Annotated in this window: 16 protein-coding genes; 9 read left to right on the forward strand and 7 right to left on the reverse strand. The window is 47.2% G+C overall.

Translation table 11 applies throughout. From position 1 onward, the window contains the following. Positions 1-165 precede the first annotated feature (165 nt). The 3 genes from AC5JL3_RS28705 to AC5JL3_RS28715 all read left to right on the forward strand — a co-directional run bounded on the left by AC5JL3_RS28705 (position 166) and on the right by AC5JL3_RS28715 (position 1553). Positions 166-432, forward strand: a complete 267-nt coding sequence (locus tag AC5JL3_RS28705) for a ribbon-helix-helix domain-containing protein (protein ID WP_496077696.1) — start codon at positions 166-168, stop codon at positions 430-432. Continuing rightward, a complete protein-coding gene (locus AC5JL3_RS28710; RefSeq protein WP_496077697.1) occupies positions 429-728 on the forward strand; it encodes a type II toxin-antitoxin system RelE/ParE family toxin in 300 nt (99 codons plus the stop codon). Before AC5JL3_RS28705 ends, AC5JL3_RS28710 begins: the two co-directional genes overlap by 4 nt. 66 nt (positions 729-794) lie before the next feature. Next, positions 795-1553, forward strand: a complete 759-nt coding sequence (locus AC5JL3_RS28715; protein WP_496077698.1) for a cytochrome b/b6 domain-containing protein — start codon at positions 795-797, stop codon at positions 1551-1553. Positions 1554-1563: 10 nt separating this feature from the next. On the opposite strand, the gene AC5JL3_RS28720 is transcribed toward AC5JL3_RS28715, so the two are convergent. The 3 genes from AC5JL3_RS28720 to AC5JL3_RS28730 all read right to left on the reverse strand — a co-directional run bounded on the left by AC5JL3_RS28720 (position 1564) and on the right by AC5JL3_RS28730 (position 7154). Further along, the gene (locus tag AC5JL3_RS28720; protein ID WP_496077699.1) at positions 1564-2997 is read right to left on the reverse strand and encodes a GAF domain-containing protein; all 1434 of its coding nucleotides are present in this window, start codon (positions 2995-2997) and stop codon (positions 1564-1566) included. 287 nt (positions 2998-3284) lie between these two features. Then, on the reverse strand, positions 3285-4469 hold the full coding sequence (locus AC5JL3_RS28725) for a mannosyltransferase family protein (protein ID WP_496077700.1): 1185 nt from the start codon (positions 4467-4469) through the stop codon (positions 3285-3287). 690 nt (positions 4470-5159) lie between these two features. Beyond that, positions 5160-7154, reverse strand: a complete 1995-nt coding sequence (locus tag AC5JL3_RS28730; RefSeq protein WP_496077701.1) for a glycoside hydrolase family 10-like protein — start codon at positions 7152-7154, stop codon at positions 5160-5162. A 173-nt stretch (positions 7155-7327) separates the two neighbouring features. On the opposite strand from AC5JL3_RS28730, the gene era reads away from it, so the two are divergent. Both era and AC5JL3_RS28740 read left to right on the forward strand, forming a co-directional pair. Then, complete coding sequence (gene era, locus AC5JL3_RS28735) at positions 7328-8305, forward strand: GTPase Era (protein WP_496077702.1); 978 nt, start codon at positions 7328-7330, stop codon at positions 8303-8305. Next, entirely contained in the window at positions 8302-8520 is a 219-nt protein-coding gene (locus AC5JL3_RS28740) for a hypothetical protein (RefSeq protein ID WP_496077703.1), read from the forward strand. The genes era and AC5JL3_RS28740 overlap by 4 nt, the downstream gene beginning before the upstream one ends. Here AC5JL3_RS28740 and xylB read toward each other — a convergent pair. Continuing rightward, positions 8496-9935, reverse strand: a complete 1440-nt coding sequence (gene xylB, locus AC5JL3_RS28745) for a xylulokinase (protein ID WP_496077704.1) — start codon at positions 9933-9935, stop codon at positions 8496-8498. The genes AC5JL3_RS28740 and xylB overlap by 25 nt on opposite strands. Positions 9936-9955: 20 nt before the next feature. Further along, positions 9956-15658: a PAS domain S-box protein gene (locus AC5JL3_RS28750; protein WP_496077705.1), complete on the reverse strand. Its 5703-nt coding sequence runs from the start codon at positions 15656-15658 to the stop codon at positions 9956-9958. A gap of 387 nt (positions 15659-16045) precedes the next feature. On the opposite strand from AC5JL3_RS28750, the gene AC5JL3_RS28755 reads away from it, so the two are divergent. Beyond that, positions 16046-16351, forward strand: coding sequence for a hypothetical protein (locus AC5JL3_RS28755; protein ID WP_496077706.1), 306 nt, complete (start codon positions 16046-16048; stop codon positions 16349-16351). Between the two features lie 271 nt (positions 16352-16622). Further along, the gene (locus AC5JL3_RS28760) at positions 16623-16838 is read left to right on the forward strand and encodes a hypothetical protein (protein WP_192217544.1); all 216 of its coding nucleotides are present in this window, start codon (positions 16623-16625) and stop codon (positions 16836-16838) included. A gap of 384 nt (positions 16839-17222) precedes the next feature. Here AC5JL3_RS28760 and AC5JL3_RS28765 read toward each other — a convergent pair whose 3' ends face one another. Continuing rightward, complete coding sequence (locus AC5JL3_RS28765) at positions 17223-17459, reverse strand: hypothetical protein (protein WP_496077707.1); 237 nt, start codon at positions 17457-17459, stop codon at positions 17223-17225. Between the two features lie 349 nt (positions 17460-17808). Between AC5JL3_RS28765 and AC5JL3_RS28770 the strand changes: the two genes are divergently transcribed. After that, entirely contained in the window at positions 17809-18381 is a 573-nt protein-coding gene (locus AC5JL3_RS28770) for a Uma2 family endonuclease (RefSeq protein WP_496077708.1), read from the forward strand. Positions 18382-18392: 11 nt separating this feature from the next. Here AC5JL3_RS28770 and AC5JL3_RS28775 read toward each other — a convergent pair whose 3' ends face one another. Beyond that, positions 18393-20039, reverse strand: coding sequence for a CocE/NonD family hydrolase (locus AC5JL3_RS28775; protein ID WP_496077709.1), 1647 nt, complete (start codon positions 20037-20039; stop codon positions 18393-18395). Positions 20040-20141: 102 nt separating this feature from the next. On the opposite strand from AC5JL3_RS28775, the gene AC5JL3_RS28780 reads away from it, so the two are divergent. Continuing rightward, complete coding sequence (locus tag AC5JL3_RS28780) at positions 20142-20771, forward strand: Uma2 family endonuclease (protein ID WP_496077710.1); 630 nt, start codon at positions 20142-20144, stop codon at positions 20769-20771. Positions 20772-20852: the final 81 nt, after the last annotated feature.

Genomic DNA, 20852 nt, shown 5'->3' on the forward strand with positions numbered 1-20852 from the left:
GCTTTTGTTCAGACCCCATAGTACCCCAGCGACGACTTTTGCAAGAGGTCTAATATCGCGATCGCGTTGTCTCTCGTGCTAGTGCGATCGCGCATATTGCCGTAGTTCAAAGGTAGGGTGAGGTTTTCACCTTAAAATGGTAGATAGTTTGAAGATAGGTTTTCCATGAGCATTAGTCTCACACCCGACCAAGAACGCTTTATTCAAACCAAGCTCCAAGCTGGGAAATACCGCTCTGCACAAGAAGTTCTGGAAATCGCCCTGCGGTTGCTTGATGAATACGATCGCGCAGAGGCTGAATGGGTGGAGGATGTGCGAGAAAAAATAGATGCAGCGATTTCAGCTTCAGACCACACACCACCTATTGATGGCGAGACATTCGTCAACCAAATTCTAGAGCGATTCGAGCAAGCGCAACAGACACAAGCATGAGTCGCTACGTCATCAACATTCTCGCGTCGCGAGATCTCACCGAAATTGCTGACTACTTTGCCGAAAATAGCCTTGAAGCAGGAGAGCGGTTTTTTCGTGAATTCAACCGCAAGTGCCAGCAACTCGTTGCCTTCCCAAACAGTGGCCAAAGCTATGCACAAATTCGTCCAGGCTTCCGAGGATTGTCCCTAGACGGCTATATTATTTTCTACAGGGTGTTGGATGATGGTGTTGAGATTTTGCGAGTTATTAGTGGTCGTCGTAATTTTCCGTCTCTTTTTGAGGAACCCAACTAAAACACTTGGAACTTGACAGTACTCTCACTAATCATGAGGCGATCGCAGAGTGAGAAAATTTAATGAGTGAAAGACGTAGGGAAGATTTCAGTAGCTGTCGGTAACTTTCTGAATATGCCTGCAAAACTCTCTGGGCCATACCAACCTTTTCTGCTTCGGATTCTGCATGGCTTTACTGGTCTTTTCGTCATTGCCGCGATTTTGACCGCATTCTGGACATACGATGTCTACGACGGACGATGGGGAAGAATTCCCTTGCCTGAGTTAAAGGAAATAGAAGGAATTCATGGCACGTTTGGGCTATATGCCTTACTTGTATTCCCTCTATTTGCTTTATACGCTTTCCATCGTGGACATAAAAGACTTATCCAGCAGGATTTTGTGGCAAAGCTTGGACAGTTGGGTAAACCCGTATGGTGGTACACGCTGCATCGAGTCATTAACACACTTGCTATCTTGGCACTGACTTTTGCCGTTTTCTCCGGCAAGATGATGGATGAAAATTGGTTACCTAGGGGAGAGCTTAATCATGGTTGGTATTATGCTCACCTCATTTCCTGGGTGGTGATGGTTGTCTGCATTGCCTTGCATCTGTTAATGAGTGCCAAGGTGGGAGGAGTTCCTCTTCTCTTGTCAATCTTAAGTTACCAGTTCCGCCCTAAAGATAGTCCCGCTTTGTGGCGCGAAAATATTGTTCACTGGTGGTATGGTTTGCGACCGACTTTGGCTAAAGAGTGGCGAAAACTGTCTTTTCCCATCAAAGTTTTAGAGATTATCGTGTTGATGAGCCTAACTGCTGCTTGGATTGTTCCACTCTTTAAGTAGTCTGGTTAGCCTACTGAATCCAGCCGTTGACAATAACTTGGTGGAGTGCCTGGTAACGAGTGCGCGCCTTAAGTTTAGAGAGGATGTTGTTGACGTGAAATTTGACCGTACTCTCGCTGATAATGAGATGGTTAGCAATATCGCGATCGCGTAATCCCTGTGCTAGTAGAGACATAATTTCCTGTTCTCGCTCTGAGAGAAGTGGCTGACTTTCCGTATCTGAATCAATACCCCAAGTTTTGTCACGTAAGACTGCCTCTACTGCCTCCCGTAGCTGCACTGCACTAATTGCCAGGTCAACTTTAGCGCTAACCCCTTTAGGCAAAGCCCAAACACCCTGTTTGAGCCACAAAACTCGTTTAGCCGTCTGAATCTGGGCAAGTTCGTCGGTAAGTAGTGGAATCTCCTGATCAGTGGTATCGCAAACTGTTAAGTCTGCCAAATAAGCCAGATGAGTGAATGCCATCTGCAACACGGGTAGACGGCAGTGAATTCGCAAACGCGCTCCTAGAGTAGAGCTAGGGTAGGGAAGTTTGAGTAAAAACTGAATGACTTTTTGATTAGCTCCTGTCTGGGTTTGAAGCACTCCGCCCAGGCAAGAAACTGTAAACAAGAAAGGTTCAAAGGCAGAGCGAACCCAGTCGCTTTGCTCCTGAAATCCCAGATCAGGAGCAGTAATAATCGCTTCCAGCCCAACGAATTGGGCACTGTAGATGAGCCGACAGTAGGTACACCCCATTGTGTGCAGCACTTCTGCCGCCTGTAGAAATAGATAATTTAGGGGTAGTGTGAGGGGCTGCTCTGTTCCAATTAACGTTAACCGAACAGAACTCAGAATACTCGCTAACTGATCGGACAGGGAAAGATTGCTCCAAGATAGCTTATGGATTGAAGGCTGCCAGGATTGCTTTTCCTGCTGATGTTGAACGGCATTTTCCAGGGCAACAGTTACAGTTGTACACAATATCTGTAAGAATTCCAGAAATTCCGGTGCCATCACCTGATGACTAAAGGTTGCAAGAACTCCGATAACTCTGTCTCCGACAGTGAGGGGATAGCCTGCGAAACCGCGAATCTTGTGGCTAAGTGCCCAGTCTCGGTCTTTCACCCAAGACTCATTTGCCAAATTATTGCTCAGAAACGAAACGCGGTTCTGAGCAATTTTACCGACCTTGAAGGCTCCCATTGGCACCCTAGCAAAAGCACCGTTTGTATGGGTGTACATTCCAGAGGAAGCTACTAATCGGAGGGCAGTTTTATCCGGTTCTACCAGCCAGATACGAGCAAAGGCACAGTCAAATTTTTCGACCAAACCATCAGTCACGCGACGAGCAATTTCCTCTGGATCGAGACAGCCAGAGAAGCTCTGAGCGATTTCATTACCTTGCTGTAAGTCGAACAGGAGTCGCGCTGCGTCTAGTAATCCAGGAATAGGTTCAGTCAATCTGCGTTCTTCCAGGGATATTACTTTTTATTAAGACGCACCTTTGGAGGCAAACTCTGTATTTTTGACTACAAAGAAAGGCAATCACTTACTGCTTCAGGGAAACGAAAGCCTGATTTGTGCGAACTTTCTTGATACAGGATACGTTTTAGTCGCTAACCTAAATCCTCTAGAGTAGCGACATTCTTACACAAAAGCGATCGCCCTTAGCCTTAGTCCTATTCAACTCTGGACTCATGACTAAGAGCGACCAATCTAAAAACTCGCTGTTATCTTTGGTACGACCTCTACGCTATAAAGCGCCACCAAGAGAAACGAACGGTAAAGCCGACGAGTACCACACCGAAGAAGCCCATAATGGCGTATCCCCAACGAGGATAACGGGAAAGCAACAATCCGAATGCTAACGATGCTGGCGCAATCCCGTAAACATAGCGGTTGACGGACATAATGGCTCCGGAGTTGATGATAATTGCTAGTGAACAAAAACCGTAGATGACAGCAACACGGCTAAGCTGACTGCGTAGGTGCCAAAACAGATATACGCCACCAAAGACCATGACCACTTTCGTCATTTCTTTGATTGCACCAAACCGCAACTGGAACATATTCAAGAAGGTATCTAACCAACCCTTCCAGTTGACACCAGAAGCCGTACCCCATGCCTTCTGTACATGAACAAATGCTAAGGGATCACCGACATGAATTGCACAATAAACCATGTAGGCAAGTAGTCCTAAACCGACTGCCAAACCAGCAACGTAGGCTGTAACAGGTCGGCGTTCTCTCCAAGCCACAAGAAAAAAAGTCGGTATAAGCGCCACACCTGTCACGCGAGTCGCCGTAGTCAATGCCCCCCAAAGTCCTGCCCTGACATATTGCTGCTTCTCGAAAGCCCGTAAAGCGGCTGTGCTGAGCAACAAAAACAGACCTTCAGTGTAGACGACTGTTCCAAATAAGGAAAAAGGACACCAAGCCATAACCGCCGTTGCCCACCTAGCCGCATTGACTCCATGACGCTCATCTGCCCAGCGATACAGAAGAATCATTGCCCCAAGCAGTGCCAAGTTATTTACCAAGAATCCAGCGATGACAAAGGGGATACCAAGAGCCATCACGCTACGAACGAGTATTGGAAAAAGAGGAAAAAATGCAATGTTATGCATTTCTCCATCATCGGCATAGTCATAGCCTTGAGTAACGATTTGCTCGTACCAAGCAGCATCCCAATGAGTGAAGAGATCCCAACTCGGTTTAGGTACAAAACCAGGAGTAAAACTCAGTGGCACTGGGAGAGGGTGTTCAGCAGGAATACCCGGATACAGGGGAGCAAGTACCTGCATTGCAATGATGATGACAATCCGGCTGATCAGCCACATTGCAATGACAAAAATTAATCCCTGAGCTGATTGAGATAAAGGCGTTGTTGAGGAACTGGGTGGTTTGATGCTTACTTTTAGGCTTGGAGACACAAGATCACTCCTCTTATCAACGTCATGACCGTAAACCTGATTGTTCTAAATAGCTCAGCCCCAAAAAACGTCAACTGCGATGTTGTTATGGGTAGGAACTGAGTGCAAGAAGGCTCTTATGCAGGAGGCTTTTATGAATATTGCTTGTAAGATAAGCTTTTTAACCTTTTTCAACTGGATAGTTACTTTTGCCACAGTACACTGAGTAGCTGGCGATGAGAAAACATGGTAATTGGTGAATTGGAAGGAGTAGGGAATGAAGTTTGCCAGCTCTGATCGTGTCTAGAGGAAATGAATAATAATTTAAAACCCTACTTAACTAGTTACTATTCCCAGATGTGAGCATTTATTATCAGTTTTTTCCAAAAATATCAGTATGAATAATGTGTTATTACAAAATATTTCAAAAACCATGTAGATCTGTATCTGCCAATAGGCGTGACCTGTTACCTATCTATGGATAGAAGCATCTTGGTAAAACTTTAAAGGCAAAAGGTTAGGACAGATTTAACAGCCGAAACAACCATGTACTAGTAATAAACATAAAAGCTTCTGCCTTCTGCCTTCTGCCTTTGGCTACAACTCATTGATGCGATCGCTCAGCACTCCCTAATCACAACGCACAAACCTGAGAAAAACCGTGATTAAAGTCAGCGATCGCTTAATCTTGCCCCAATCCTCAGTCTTGCTTTACTTCACAGCAACAACGGCACCTGCACTTTCATTCGCAAGATTATCCACGGCACACAGCGCATAGGTTCCCGGTTCTACGGCTATAGAAGTTGTCGTGCCTCCAAGAATTCGTACAAGCTTCCAGGTAGCACCATTTTGCTTATAAAGTGTCCAAGACCGAATCCCAGAAGTTGCGGCTTTCCAGCTAAGCTTGCCGTTTTTTTCCTCTACACCTGTTGGCAATGCTGGTTTTGCATCACCTAGCCATTGCATCGTAGGAGCTAGTGCTGGTTCGGCATAAACCGAGGCTTTCAATGTATCAACAACCCCCAAGCGATTTTCATTGAATACCTTCATGTTGTAGAAGATATTCCCTAAAGATTGTTTTGAGACAAGATTGCGGGTAATCTCAACTTGTTTTTCATACTCAGAAATCGACCAATCTTTGCCATCTAACGCACTCAGCCGATTGCCGGGATAGATGTGGCGGCGCTTGGGATTGTTGTCCGTCCACCATTGCAATAAAACGGGATAACTTTGAGCAGGTGGGTCAATGCGCCAGTAAAGTTGCGGTGCCATATAATCCACCCAACCCTCTTCCAGCCATTTTTTCGGGTCAGCATAAAGCGCCTCGTACTGATCTAAGCCTTTCGCCTGCGGTGGTTGTCCGGGACGATAAATGCCAAAGGGACTAATACCAAACTTGACGTGACGCTTTGTTGCCCGAATCCCTGAGGATAAGCGTTGCACCATTTGATTGACATTGTTCCGTCGCCAGTCAGCCAGAGCAAGTTTACCTCCTGTCGCTTGATAAGCACTGTAGGTTTTGTTGTCGGGAAATGTTTGACCTGAGACTGGATAGGGATAGAAATAATCATCCAGGTGAACGCCATCCACATCGTAACGACGCACCACATCAAGGATGACGTTGTAAGTCCAGTCTTGAATAACTTTGACTCCTGGGTCCATCCACAAATCATTACCGTAGGTGTAGACATAATCAGGATGAGTCAGGGTAATGTGAGGGGGTACTTTAGGAGAATTTTCTGAGGAGGTTCCCGCACGGTAAGGATTGAACCAGGCGTGAAGTTCGATGTTGCGCTGATGGCATTGGGCGATCGCAAACGCTAGTGGGTCATAAAATGGTTCAGGGGCATTGCCTTGCGTTCCCGTTAACCAGCCACTCCAAGGTTCTAATTCAGAGGCATATAAAGCATCTCCTGTCGGTCGTACCTGAAAAACCAAAGCATTCAGGTTTAGCCCTTGCATCCGGTCGAGAATTTGGATCAGTTCGCTTTGTTGTTGTTCGACAGACAATCCCCGTTTGGACGGCCAATCAATGTTCCAGCCCGTTGTCACCCAAACTCCGCGAAATTCTCGTTTATGGCTAACGGCTACGGTTTTTTGACCAGTAACAATGTATTCAGAAGAGACTGTCGGCACCCTGCCTAAATACACCAAAGCTTGGTAAACAAAAGCTGCCACATCCGCACGATTTGCGAATTCAAGCGGTTTGAGAAGTTTCACATTTGGGTAATTGACGACAATTCGGGCATCTGTCGCAGCAGCCAGCTTATCCATTGCATAGACAGGAATTTGAGCCGCATCTTGATAGAATTCTGGGAATGCCGCTTTTGTCTCAGAGGGTGTGTTGGACGTAATTTCTAAGCCAGTAGTTAAGGAAATTAGCACTTCGATTCGAGCAATGCTGGCATCGGGACGGAAGCGATTCCCCGGATAGCCGGATATAAATCCCGCTTCGTAAGCTTTTTGAATCGCGGCGGCTGCCCAATGTTTGGCAGGTACATCGACAAAAGGCACGTAGGAACGTTTTTTCGCTGTGGTAAAGGCTTTTTGTAGTAGGGCAGCAAACTCAGCCCGACTCATTGCTTGATTCGGTCGGAATGTCCCATCCGGAAATCCGCTAATGATGCCTCGACTTGCTAACCCTTCAATGAATAATCGTGCCCAGTGATTTTGAATATCAGAGAAGCGAGAAGGCGAAGCTACCATATTCAACCGAATTTAGATATCTATAGCTGGGTCGATCTTAGCATCGGCAACCGTGGCGATAGGAAATGCAAATCTCTTGTGTCGTTTATTCATGAACAGACTTTGTGCGGCAGAAGAGCTAACGCAGTAGATTGAAGGAAGCAGATCGGAGATTTCTCAGCGACGGGCACAGTATGGAAGACGGCGACAACACAGATTTTTCTTTAGAAGGCGACCAAGGTAACGTTCCTGAGTGGTCGAGTATTCCCCAATCCCCGGCAGGATTTAAATCCGGCTTTATTGGCATCATCGGACGCCCCAATGTTGGCAAATCGACTCTGATGAATGAGTTGGTGGGGCAAAAAATTGCGATCACGTCACCTGTCGCACAGACAACACGCAATCGCTTGCGGGGTATCCTGACAACGCCGGAGGCGCAGCTAATTTTTGTCGATACACCTGGGATTCATAAGCCGCATCACCAACTAGGTAAGGTGTTGGTACAAAATGCCCAGATTGCGATTGAATCGGTGGATGTGGTGTTATTTGTGGTAGATGGTTCCGTAGAGGCAGGAGGAGGCGATCGCTTTATTGTTGACATCCTTTCCCGTACTCAGACACCAATAATTCTAGGTATCAATAAAGTTGACGAGCAACCCCCCAATTACGAGGCAATTGATGCTAGTTACGCACAACTCGCTGCACCGAACAACTGGCAGATAGCAAAATTCTCTGCCCTCACAGGTGATGGACTAGAAGCACTGCAACAACTACTAATCAATCACCTAGAACCAGGGCCATACTACTATCCTCCTGATTTAGTCACTGACCAGCCCGAACGGTTCATCATGGGGGAATTAATTCGGGAGCAAATCTTGCTGCTAACTCGTGAGGAAGTCCCCCACTCAGTAGCGATTACGATTGATGTGGTTGAGGAGGAACCGACAATTACCCGGATTCTTGCCACGATTTACGTTGAGCGCGACTCCCAAAAAGGAATTGTAATTGGCAAAAAGGGCAGTATGCTCAAAAGCATTGGCAGTGCTGCCCGTGAACAAATGCAAAAACTGATTGCGGGTAAGGTTTACCTAGAACTGTATGTGAAAGTACAGCCCAAATGGCGGCAATCTCGCCTCCAGTTAGCAGAGTTGGGTTATCGAGTAGAGGATTGACATCTCAGATGGGTGGTGATGCGGTGGCTGTTGTTGCCGATGCAACCGTATTCGATCAGGTGAATGCCGTTGCCGTCAGAGCGATTCAAGTATTTGGACGGTTGGATACCTGGGTACATGCGGCGGCTGTTAACCTCTATGCCACCTTTGAGCAGATCGCACTAAATAAAAAAGTGAGGGCAAAAGTACTTCAGGTTTTTTTAAGTCGTGGATAAAGGGATTGATATCGCATCCAAGCCTCTTCTAGGGCTGAATCTACGGATTGGGGAGTTGCAGCAAGCGTTGGTGTGGCTGCCAGTTTGAGCGTGTCATTAGCATCTGCGTATACACCAATTCCGATACCCGCCACTAAAGCAGCACCCCGCGCGGAAGCAGCAGAAACGGTAGTTGCATAGAGGGGTATTCTCAATACATCAGTCAGTAATTGTTTCCAAGGCATTTCTGCCGTTCCACCGCCTGCTAAACGCAGTTCTGTCGCTTTAAAACCTGTTGCCTCAAGTGCCTCTAAACCTTGTCGCAAGGCAAAGGCAACTCCCTCTAAAGCCGCCCGCATCAGGTGCGCCTGTGTGTGATGAAGTCCAAGCCCCACCCATGCCCCGCGTACATAAGGGTCAAGGTGTGGAGTTCGCTCACCCGTGAGGTATGGCAAAAATGTCAACCCTTCACATCCTGGGGGAACAAAAAACGCTTGAGTATAGACTTGCTCCCAGCTCAAACCGAGGATACCTCGCACCCACTCAAGCGCTAACCCTGCATTTTGCATGGCTGCAAGGGTGTACCACTGGTTAGGTAAGGCGGTTCGATAGAGATGTGTACGACCCTGAGGATCGATAATGGGTTGGGAGCGAGGTGTAATGATTTGAGCGCCTGTGCCGATGGTTAGTTGAACTAAACCAGGTAGTAGTCCGTTACCAAGTGCCGCCGCTGCCGTATCCGCAGCACCAGCAATAACTCTTAAGCCAACTCTTAAGCCAAGATGCTCTGAAGCATCAGTTGTTAGGTAACCTGCGATCGCACTAGAGGAGATAATTTTTGGTAACCAATCACCACGTAGATTCAGCGCTGAGATTGCATCCCCAGCCCAGTTGTCCGCTACAACATCGTAAAGCAAAGTACCACTAGCATCAGATGGTTCGGTTGCAACTTCTCCAGTCAGCCGTAACCGCAGCCAATCTTTTGGCTGGAGTGCCCAACGCGCTTCGGTGTAGACAGTAGCCTCGTGTTCTCGTAACCACAACAAAGTTGGCCCCGCCATTCCAGCCGTAATCGGGTTGCCCAATCGCTCTAGAATAGCGGCATCGAGCGAATGATAAGCGCTAAGCGTTGCACTAGAGCGAGTATCTGCCCAAAGGATAGCAGGACGCAGGGGCTGACCGGACTCCGACGCTAGGACAACACCATGCATTTGTCCTGAAAGTGCGATCGCCTGTACCTGATCAGTGTGATTTCCCTCTGCCTTCCTAACAGCCTCGCCAACAGCTAACCACCAATCCCCTGGCTCAGACTCAGCCCATCCGGGGTGAGGTGCATGAACAGGATAGGAGCTTGATGCCTCACCTATTGCGGTTCCGTCTGTCGCTAGGAGCAATGCCTTAGCAGAGCCTGTTCCTAAATCTATGCCAAGCAGCATTAGCGTCGTCCTCAAATCATTCAGTATCTCAACAAACGGGCGATCGCTTTTACCAATTCATCAGGTTCGACAGGCTTTGAGATATGCATCCCAAATCCGGCAGCTAAGGCTTGCTGTTGGTTGATTTCTCCAGCATAGGCAGTAAGTGCGATCGCAGGAATCATACCTCCCTGTTCAGGTGACCACTTTCTAATTTGCCGAATCAGGGAATAGCCATCCATCTCTGGCATCCCAATGTCACATAACAGCAAATCGGGGACAGATTGATTCAGGAGAGTCAACGCCTGTGCAGCCGAAGCGGCTGTCGTAACTTGTGCGCCAGATTGCATCAGGGTGAATGCTGCCAACTCCCGCATATCGGCATCGTCGTCCACAACCAAGACATGAATACCTGCTAAGTCTGTCGCACTTTCTGTGTGCCTGTCATCAGAAGAGGGTTCCGACTCAACAATGTTTAACGGGAGTCGGATGGTAAATGTAGCCCCTAAGTTCTGTCCTAAGCTGTCTGCTTCAACGGTTCCTCCATGCAATTCGGTAAAATGCCGGACGATCGCCAGTCCCAATCCCAATCCGCCAAATTGTCGGGTTGTTGTGCCATCTTCTTGACGGAAGTAGTCAAACACATAGGGTAAGAAGTCTGGACTGATGCCTTTTCCCGTATCTTTGACTTGAATCTGAGCATACATACCAACCTGCTCTAGTTGCACCTCGACTCGTCCTCCGGTTGGGGTGAACTTCACAGCATTGGAGAGGAGGTTCCAGACTACTTGTTGGAGGCGATTGGTATCGCCTGAAACCGTTCCTGAAATAGGATTAAATGTGGTCTGGATTTGAATGTGTTTGGCTTCGGCTGCCAGTCGTACCGTTTCCAGGGCGGCTTCTATCATTACTGCTAGATTCACGGGAGCGACGTTTAACGTCATTTTTCCTTGCAGAATGCGCGAGACATCCAACAAGTCCTCAATTAATTGCGCTTGCAGCTTGGCGTTGCGTTCAATCGTTTCCAGGGCTTGCTGCGTTTTTGTGCCATCTAATCGCCCAGTTCGGAGCAATTTTGTCCAACCCAGAATCGGGTTGAGGGGCGATCGCAACTCGTGGGACAACACCGCCAAGAATTCGTCTTTAATTCGGTTAGCGGCTTCTGCTTTTGTGCGATCGCGTTGAGCCACCCGGTACAACTGAGCATTGTCGATCGCCAAGGATGCACGACGAGCCAATTCCTCTGCCAGTTGCAAATCTGCCAAGGTGTACTGTCGTTCAGATTCGGCTGAGACAAAGGAGATGACCCCTAGAATTCGTGCCTGAGTTCGTAGTGGCACCGTCATTACAGATCTAAATCCCACCTGCCGCAGAATCTCTAAATGTTCTGCGTCATGCGCTACCTGTACCAACAACTCATCGGGGATATCCGGCAGCAAGTCAGATTGCCCAGTTCGCAATGTAAATGCACTACCACGAGGGTCATCGGGGTTTAGTGGATACTTGTCTCTAATTTGATGTGCCCATTCCAGTTTCGCAGGGTCGATGTGAGCCACCGCGATCTGCTCGATCGCACCATCCTCTTCTATCATGTGAACCGTACACCAGTCCGCTAATTGGGGCACTGTAAGCTGCGCGACTCGCTCTAGAGTCGTTTGATAATACAGGGAGGATGCAAGGACGGCACTTGCCTCAGACAGAAAGCGTTGGGCAAGCTCTAACCTGACGCGCTCAGTCACATCGACTACATAGACTAGAACCCCTTCTACCTGACCATTTGAGTTAACAGTCGGAAGATAGTAAACGTTGTAGTAACCGGGACGGCGATCGCTACGTCCGGGAACATTCACCGCAAAGTTCGGTGAAATGAAAGGATTCCCTGTGGTGTAGATCTGATGAAAGACTTCAACTAATTGAGGATCGGACTGGCCGAAAAGTTCTGCAATGGATTGTCCTAAGTGTTGTTCGCGAGTTAATCCATTAATTTCTGCTAAGGCTTCGTTGATGGCAATAAATCGCTGCTGGGCATCTAACAGGGCAAGTCCAATCGGGGATGTATTAAAAATAGTTGCCAATTGGTGCTGTGCCGCTTCTGCCTCTGTACGGGCAATGCGTTCGCGCTCTAGTAGTTGTTCTCGTTCCTGTTCCGCTTGCTTGCGTTCTGTGATCTCAATGACGGCTCCGATCGAATGCTTGGGATTTCCCTGACTATCATAAGTAAGCTGACCTCTCGCTTCGACCCAGTGAATGGAGCCATCTGACCAACGCAGGCGATATTCATGGTGATACTCCTTCTTGTCAGCTATGGCTTGCTGAAGTTTTGCCTCAGCTTCTGCTAGGTCATCAGGATGAACCCGACTTGCCCAAACCTTATAGCCCGGTTCGCACTCATTCGGTTTTAGCCCTAGTATCGTGAAGTGACCTTCTGACCAAAGCAAGGCATCGGTCTGCATATCCCAGTCCCACGTTCCCATGCGTCCGACCTTCAGCGCGAGTTGCAGGTGAGCTTCACTTTCGCGCAATTCCTCTTCTGAGCGCGATCGCTCCACGGCTAGCCAGGTTTTTTGAGCAATTCGCTCCATCAGCACCACATCTTCCTCCGTCCAGTGGCGAACAGAGACATGGTGCAGCACAAACACGGCGACAAAACGTCCTGCTTTCACTAACGGGACACACAGAATAGATTTTGTCTGGATTGCATCAAAGCTCGCCGTTTCCACTCCGGTAGTTCGAGGATCGCGCTCGACATCATCAACGATTAAGGTTTTGCCCTGCCTGAGTTCAGCAATAATTTCGGGTCCATAGGAATCCATGTGGTGTTTACCCACCACGCTGATCGCACCATTGCAATAGTCGCGATCAATAATGACATATTCCTGCGTTGGGTCAATTTCACCGTAGCTACAGCGACTGACACCAAAGTGTTGCCCTGTGGCACAAACCACTTTCCACATAATTTCCTTGGGGTCTTGAATGGCACGAATCGCGTCATTCAATTCGATCAGGAATTGCTGCTGTCTCTCCTTGTGCTGAAGTTCTGCCAGTAATTCCTCAATCTGTTGCCTTGCCCGCACCTGGGCTGTCACTTCGATGTTATAAATCAAGACGCCCTGAATGGTTCCCTCAGCATCTTGCCAAGCCGGACAGATGCAGTTGAAAAATCCCTCTTCCAACACACCATCACCGTTCCGATCCCAGTAAGCAGGCGACTCATACCGAATAAATGTTTCTCCCGTTCGATAAACCTGTTCAAGCACGTCAAAGTAAATTTGCCCCTCTATCTCCGGGAAAACATCCCGAATTGATTTGCCGATCATGTCTGGAGTGCGTCCAGTCCCTTGCAGGTAGGTGGGATTGGCAAATTCATACACAAGATCGGCACCTTTAACAATGGCAATCATGGCAGGCAATTGCATCAGGATGTCATGCAACCGCTTGCGTTCGCTTTCTGCTTCGAGTCGGGCAGCTTGTTCTCGTTTTAAAAGGCGATCGCGCTCTGCTTCCATCTGTTTGCGTTCTGTAATATCAACCGAAACGCCAATCATGCGAACTCCCCGTCCGGTTTCATCCAGGTAAACTCGTCCCTGACTGTTGATCCAGCGCACAACGCCGTCTGGACTAATTACCCGATACTCCTGTGCGTAGGACTGTTCTCCAGACATTGCCCGTTGGGCCGCTTGCATCACCTGTTGTCGATCGTCTGGATGAATGAGCGCAAAAAAGTCCTCTCCCGTGCCTTCGTGAAAACCCCAAACGTCTAGAGCATTGGTAGAACACACAACCTGATAAGTCTGCAAATCCATATCCCAGACAACTGTCTGAGCTGCCCTCAGTGCCAATCGCAGGCGTTCTTCGCTCTCTCGTAATGCCTGTTCAACTTGTTTGTAATCGGTCACATCACGAGCAATACTCAGTACCGTTTCCACGGAGCCATCGCTGGCACATTCAGGTACGATACGCGACTGATACCATCGACTACCATAAGAAGTCGGAAATTTAAATTCAATCGTCTTTTCTTGTCCCGTTGCAAAGACTTGCCGTAAACTATCATGCCAAAAACGATAGAGGTCTTCTGGCATTCCTAGCTCAACATTGGTCTTGCCAACAAATTGCTCTGATGGAATACCTGTTGCCAGTTCTACAGAAGGGCTGACATAAAGGTGACGAAATTCTGAATCGATTCGGCTAATAATATCCGGGGCATTTTCAGCCACCATTTTGAACTGTTGCTCTCGCTGCCACAGTTTGCGTTCCAAGCGTTTGCGCTCTGTTAAGTCGATTAAGAAGCCTACACCTAAATTGTTGGGTTCTCCTAAATAGGCAGTCCCAATTAAAACGGGAACTCGGCTACCATCTTTACGAATGTATTCTTTCTCAAACGGCGCATGGCGACCAAGTTGTTTCATCTGTGCCATTGCTTGCTCGTCTAAATGTCGAAACTCCGGTGGAGTAATCTCCAGGAAGTTTACCTCTCCCGATAAAACTTCTTCTCGTGTGTACCCTAAAGTGGCAAGCCAAGCGTCGTTGACTTCCAGAATATTGCCTTGAAAATCGCCAACAATAATGCCAATGAGATTCGCCTCCAATAATCCTCGTAGCCGCGATTCGCTCTTGAGTAAGGCTTGCTCCATCCGTTTGCGTTCCCGTAGCGCAGCTTGCTGTTCGCTCACGTCTTGAAAGATAGCAACCGCTGCAACAATCTGCCCCTGATTATCTAAAATTGGTGCTGAGTTGACGTTAACGAAAATGCAGTTACCATCATCTCGATGAATTGCTATCTCTTCGTTGGTAACGACTTCACCTGTTTTTAGCGATCGCACCAATGGATATTCATGAGGCGAATAGAGTTGACCATCTAAGCGAAAGATTTCACATGGAATAATGGGTGCATAGTCCTCAAGCTCAAGCAACTGTTCGTAGCCATACCCAACAATTTGCTTGGTTTGTTCGTTAGCCAGAACTAATTTACCGGATGCCGCATCGGCAATCATGACTCCAGCAGGCATCTGTCGCAAAACGGCTTCAAATCGGGCGCGTTCAATTTCAAGCTCGTGCAACAACCTTTCTCGTTCTGCCTCTGCTTGCTTGCGATCACTCACATCCCGAAAATAAACGGCTACCCCTGCTGTAGAGGGATAAGCATTCACCTCTAACCAACACTCGACAGGTTCCCCTTCTTCCCAGGAAACAGGAACCTGTTGGGCTACTGCCCGATGGAGTTCCTGATAGGCAATTCCACCAACCAACTCAGGAAAAACCTCATGCCAAACGTGCTTCCCCAGTAACTCTTCTGGCGTTTTGTGCAGGATTTTAGCCGCCGCCCAATTCACGTAGGTGTAGTGCCAGTTGCGATCGAAGGCGACAAACGCATCCGTAATGCTTTCAAGAATCATTGCCACCTTGCGCTCCGTTTCTTGGGCAGCGATCGCATCTGGAGCATTCTCTAATAAGGCTTCTAACTCCTGTTTCTGACGCTGCAAGGTTGCGATCGCTTGCTGCTGTTCAAGAATCTGCTCCTGTAGCGAAATAATTTGAGTATCCGCCCCATTTTTCTCAGAATCAAGAAGCTGTTCGCCTTCAAGAGTGCGGGCAAAGCATTCAATGACTTCAGAGCGAGAATTTCCTCGCCTCTGAGCCTCTTTATCGAGCGATCGCCATGCTGTATTGGTCAGAGATACGCTAACTCGTTGTTTCGTCTCTGAGTGCCAATTGCTAACAAACTTGCCTGTGGCGTCGCGCTTCATGAAGAGCCATCCGTATGCATACACGGTCTTCTCCATTCAAGCTAAGTTACTCCCTGAGGAAAATCCGCCTTAAGATAGATGGTTTGGCTAGAGGGAAGACGGCTTAGGGGGACTTAGACATTTTCTAGCTAGAAGATATTAAGTAATGCCATTACTGTGCCTGCGACAATCGGACGAGCGTTCCTTTAGCACCAAACTCATGCAAACTGCTCAACTTGTCAGCAACAGTCTCGACGAAACGTGGCGACTGTACTAAATCTCCAAAAATCTGGAATCCTCCGAGAAACCCTGCCGTTCTAGCGCAGGGAGGGTGATTGTAGTATTTTGCAATTGATCAATGATGTTCACAGCAGGTAAGCTAATACTCAATTACAAGGGTTAATCACCATGACATTACTTGTAGTCGTTTTAGTTTCTGTTTACCTGCTGTTCGCTTGGTACTTTTTCAAGATCTGGCTAAGGTTTTTCGAGAGAGATACCGAGATGACGCTTGAGGAAAGGCGTTTGTCTTGGGTAGTTTTGTTTATAGGGACGCTTGCCTGGCCGCTTGTGGTTCCTATCTCTTATCTAACGCTTTTAGAAAAAAAACTAAAAAATCAGGAAGCGAGTTCGGGAAGTGACAAAGTAGTGGATATCAGTGATGATTCAGACATGAATGACTCCAAACACTGGACAGTCCATAGTTACAATTAGTGATTCAGAGCAGACAGTAACACTTGTGAAGGTCGCGTGCCTCCACAACTTACGGTCAACGTCACAATTTGAGTCTCTCAGGACTTACGCCAAATCCTCTATCAAACGCTATGTGGGGTAGGGTACGTTAAACAACGCACTCTGCTTTTGGAGTTGGATTGAAGTTGAAAGTGCACAGGGCAAAGGAACAAGCTTTATCATTAAGTTGCCTAAATTTCTCTATTAGTTAGCTGAGTTACTCGTAGGCTTATGTTTAGCAAGAGAACGGGAGATGGTCAAAAAGAAAAAGACTGAGAGAATCTGGATCTACAAACGCACACCTGATGGTTGGGAAGTCTGTCTTGACGGTAAAACTAAAGGCATCGTTGTCAAGGACGGTCCTGCCGAAACTCCTTGGAGATGGAAATCGCAAGGCAAGAGTGAAGGGCTTCACCATACCAGGAATGAGGCAGCAGCAGCACTTTTGCAAGCTTACAAAGAAAGGTAAAAACAAGCCCCTGGACAACGACACCAAGGGCTTTGTGTTTGGGTGGGGTGCAATCTCTAAGTAAACAAAAGTAATAGCTGATCAACAATTAAATAGCCTTAAGGGGGTGTCCAAAAATAACTCCACCATTTCGTGCCGGTAGGAAAGACTTGTGTCTGAGTTTCCAATGTCAGAAATTAAGGGAGCCAACACAGCCTCAATTATGAGAAATCCGAGTTCTGGATCTTTTTTTTCAGGCTAAGTCGCCCAGCTCCAGGCAAACATACCCGTCCCATTCACGCTTGAGGTGAAGGCAATCATCAGGGTGCATCTACCTCTGAACAACGTGCTTGAGTAATTAGGACTTGACAAGGCATTGGGCAAGTCAGAGTTACCTCACTCACATTATTTGGCTGAAATTTCACGTACTACTTTTAGCCGTCCCCGTTTCAAGGCATACAGCAACCTATCAATTGAGGCTCTCTCCTGTTCGGCGAGTTCTTCCTCTAACAAGGCTGCCATTAACCCATATTGGTCGGCTAGTGTGATTCGACCAGAGCTACTAACTTGAGCGAATAAATCAGACATCGCGCCAGGGATAAGGCGAATCTGAGATAGCGTCTTCCAGGAGGAGTTTGACACTTTTGTTTTATAAAGGTTTAGTAAAGTAGGTATTTATACCATAAAGCCTTTACAAAGATTTATGAGAGATATGTATAAAAACTTAATAATTGCTATGTTTACGGTAACAAGTCTTTAGCCAGGTAGTCGCGTTGTGATAGGACTTACGACAGCATTAGCACTTTAGATAGATGAGCGAAATAGCATCAGGCTCTAGTCACTCTGACCTCACAAGCTTCTGCTTCAAACTGGCTTCTCCTAAGTGTTGCCTTTGGGTGACACTCTTTTAAGTAATGTATAAAGCTGATGAGCTTTCACCTCTTACGGAATTACATTTGGTTGTATTAGATGATTCCAGGGTAAATGAACTATGACTTCCACAGATACCCAGATAAAGTTGTCATTGGTAGAGTTTTTAGAACTGCCAGAAACGGAACCTGCTAGTGAATATATCAATGGGAAAGTCTATCACAAGCCAATGCCGAAAGGAAGACACAGTACACTGCAAGTTCGGTTGAGTGCTTCGATTAACCAAGTTTATTTACCGCAGCAAATTGCTCATGCTTTTACTGAATTACGATGTACCTTTGGAGGACGTTCTATTGTTCCAGATATTTCCGTTTTTGAATGGTCGCGACTTCCTTTTAACGATGAGGGAGAGATAGAGGATAGCTTTGAAATCTCCCCTGACTGGGTTATTGAAATTCTCTCACCAGAACAACATGATGCTCGTGTAATAGAGAAAATTATTTTTTGTTTAAATCATGGCACAAAACTAGGTTGGCTAATCGACTCAAAAGCTCGATTAGTGATTATCTTTAAACCCCAGCAGCAACCAGAGGTGAAGCAAGACTCAGATAGTTTACCTATTTTAGATGTCTTAGCTGATTGGCAACTATCGGCGGCTGATTTGTTTGGATGGTTAAATGTTAAGAGACGTTAATGATTAGGGTGCTAAGAAGGACAAGCAGAAACCACAGGTAACAAAACCTGAGATGGTTGATCGCCTCCACAGCTTACGGTTAAAGTCACAATCTGAGCATCCATTAAGCGATCGCTTCCGAGTGGTGAACCTGTACCTGGATTCAAAGGATAGGCAGGAAAACAAGCTGCACTCAAACTAAGACGCAAGGAATTCCCCTTTGCAATGCAAGCACAAGTTGCTTGGAGTGATACTCGTAACGGTGTATTCTGACTCGACTCCACATGAAGATAACCCTGCGTCAGATTGTAAACATTGCCATTCGATCGAACTTCTGAGAGTATGGCGCATAGGTCATGGCTCGGTTGGTCGGCGCTACACCAAACTTCAACGGCAACCTCTCCGGCGAAATGCAAGTCTGCGGTTAAGGGTTCAGTAGTATAGGTCAAGACATCAGAACGACAATCTAAATGCGATCGCTCAAATGAACCAGAAGGTATCGAAGCATGACCCCCCAGTGCTGGAACAGGTCGCCAAGGGTCGTGAACCAAGACATCACTAGGGCAACTGTCTGGGTGAGTAGTTGTAAGGCTGCCTTCGTTCTCCCGGATACAGGCAAGCCCGGTAGTTGACAAAAAATAAGATTTCTGAGTTACATCAGGCCAGTTATCAAAGTTGCGCCAACGGTTACTGCCCATCTCAAAGAGGCGAACGGGTGGTTCCTCCAATAGTCCAGTATCTATACCTTTGAGAAAGTGATCGAACCACCGCACTTGCAACCAATCAACCGGATTAGTTGCCTCTAAACCAAAGTCAACTGCACCAACCTTGCGACACCAAGGCAGGTGTGTCCAAGGACCAATTAATAGTTGTTGGCGATAGGCACTACGGACGGTAATGTCTTTGTACAAATGGATATTGCCGCGCAGGAATGTATCGAACCATCCCCCAATGTGGAACATCGGCAAGTCAACGTCTTGCATGTAGCGCTTTGGAGAGATTCGCTCCCAGTATTCATCAGGTTTTGAATGCTCTATCCACTCGTGATAGAAAGCGTTTGGTGCGAACTTTTTCAAGCATTCTGTCAGGCTGGGAATCGGGTCGTACTGTGGAAAATTGTGGGAAGCTGCGTAGAGGGTGTAATGGGCAGCCGCATCTCCCTTGAGTCGTGCTGATTCTGCGGCAAGTTGAATTGCCCAACCTAGATTACTCTCTAAACAAAAGGCTCCCCCTTCATAAACCCAGTCCGTGTATAAGTCGTAGCCCATCATTGCAGGGCAGATGGTTTTGAGGGCACGAGGTTTAGTAATAGCGGCATAAAGCTGAGTCATTGCCTGGTAGGAAAAGCCATACATTCCCACCTGTCCCGTGCTACCTGGAAGCGCTGCTGCCCAGTTTACTGTGTCCTCACCATCTTCTGTCTCGTTGACAAAAAGCTGAAATTCTCCTTGGGAGGTACCACGTCCTCGCACATCTTGAATAACGACAATATAACCTTGGGCAGCGTACCAAGTCGGATGAGCATACACGACACTAGATGCGATCGCTCTTCCATACGGTTGCCGCATCAGCAGCACTGGGAACTCTCCCTCAACATCGGGACGGTATATATCTGCATCTAGCCGCACGCCATCACGGGTAAGCATTGAAGCAGTTTCTTTCGGTCGAACCTTGAGCATGATGGTGCCTAGATCAACAATGAGCAAGTAGCAGGATTTCAAACGCCTACATAAATCTCGATATTATGGCACTAAGCGGTTATGCAAGGGAGCGATTTAGCCATGTTTGCCCTCGTCTCACCCGAAAGAATCCAACTTCCACCAGGAGCGATTGTGCATTTGCCTGCAACGTGGCAAGATTACCAAGTGTTGTGTCAGCAACGGGGCGATGGCTCCATTCCCCGGATGAAGTATCGAGATGGAGAGGTTTTACTGATGTCTCCTTTGCCCAAACATGGACGAGATGCTAGTCTGATTGCTGACATTATCAAAGTTCTCCTAGATTACACCGGACGGGAATATGACTCTTTTACTCCCGTAACGATGGAACTGCCAGAGGAAAGTGGCATTGAGCCAGACTATTGTTTCTATATCGACAATTGGGAAGCGGTTTCAGGCAAAGAGCGAATTGATTGGAGCAGCGAACCCCCACCAGATTTGATTTTGGAAATCGATGTGACCAGTTATTCCAATATCAATGATTATTTACCTTATCGAGTTCCTGAAGTTTGGCTATTTCGCAAAAAGCAACTATTGATTTACCAGTTGCAAGGGACGGAATATAGTCTTCAGGAAAAAAGCCTCTATTTTCCTAAAATTGAGTTAAAAGAGGTGATTGCTCAATGTCTTCAGATTGCTTATGAACGTAACACTAGTGCTGCAATTCGTAACCTCAAGCAACGATACCATTGACCCTTCTCCCAGATGAGCCGCTTCGTATAGCATTTCCCAAATAAACGGCTCATCGTCCTTCATTAGTGAGAGAATCGAGTA

This window comes from Symplocastrum torsivum, from assembly GCF_059505465.1.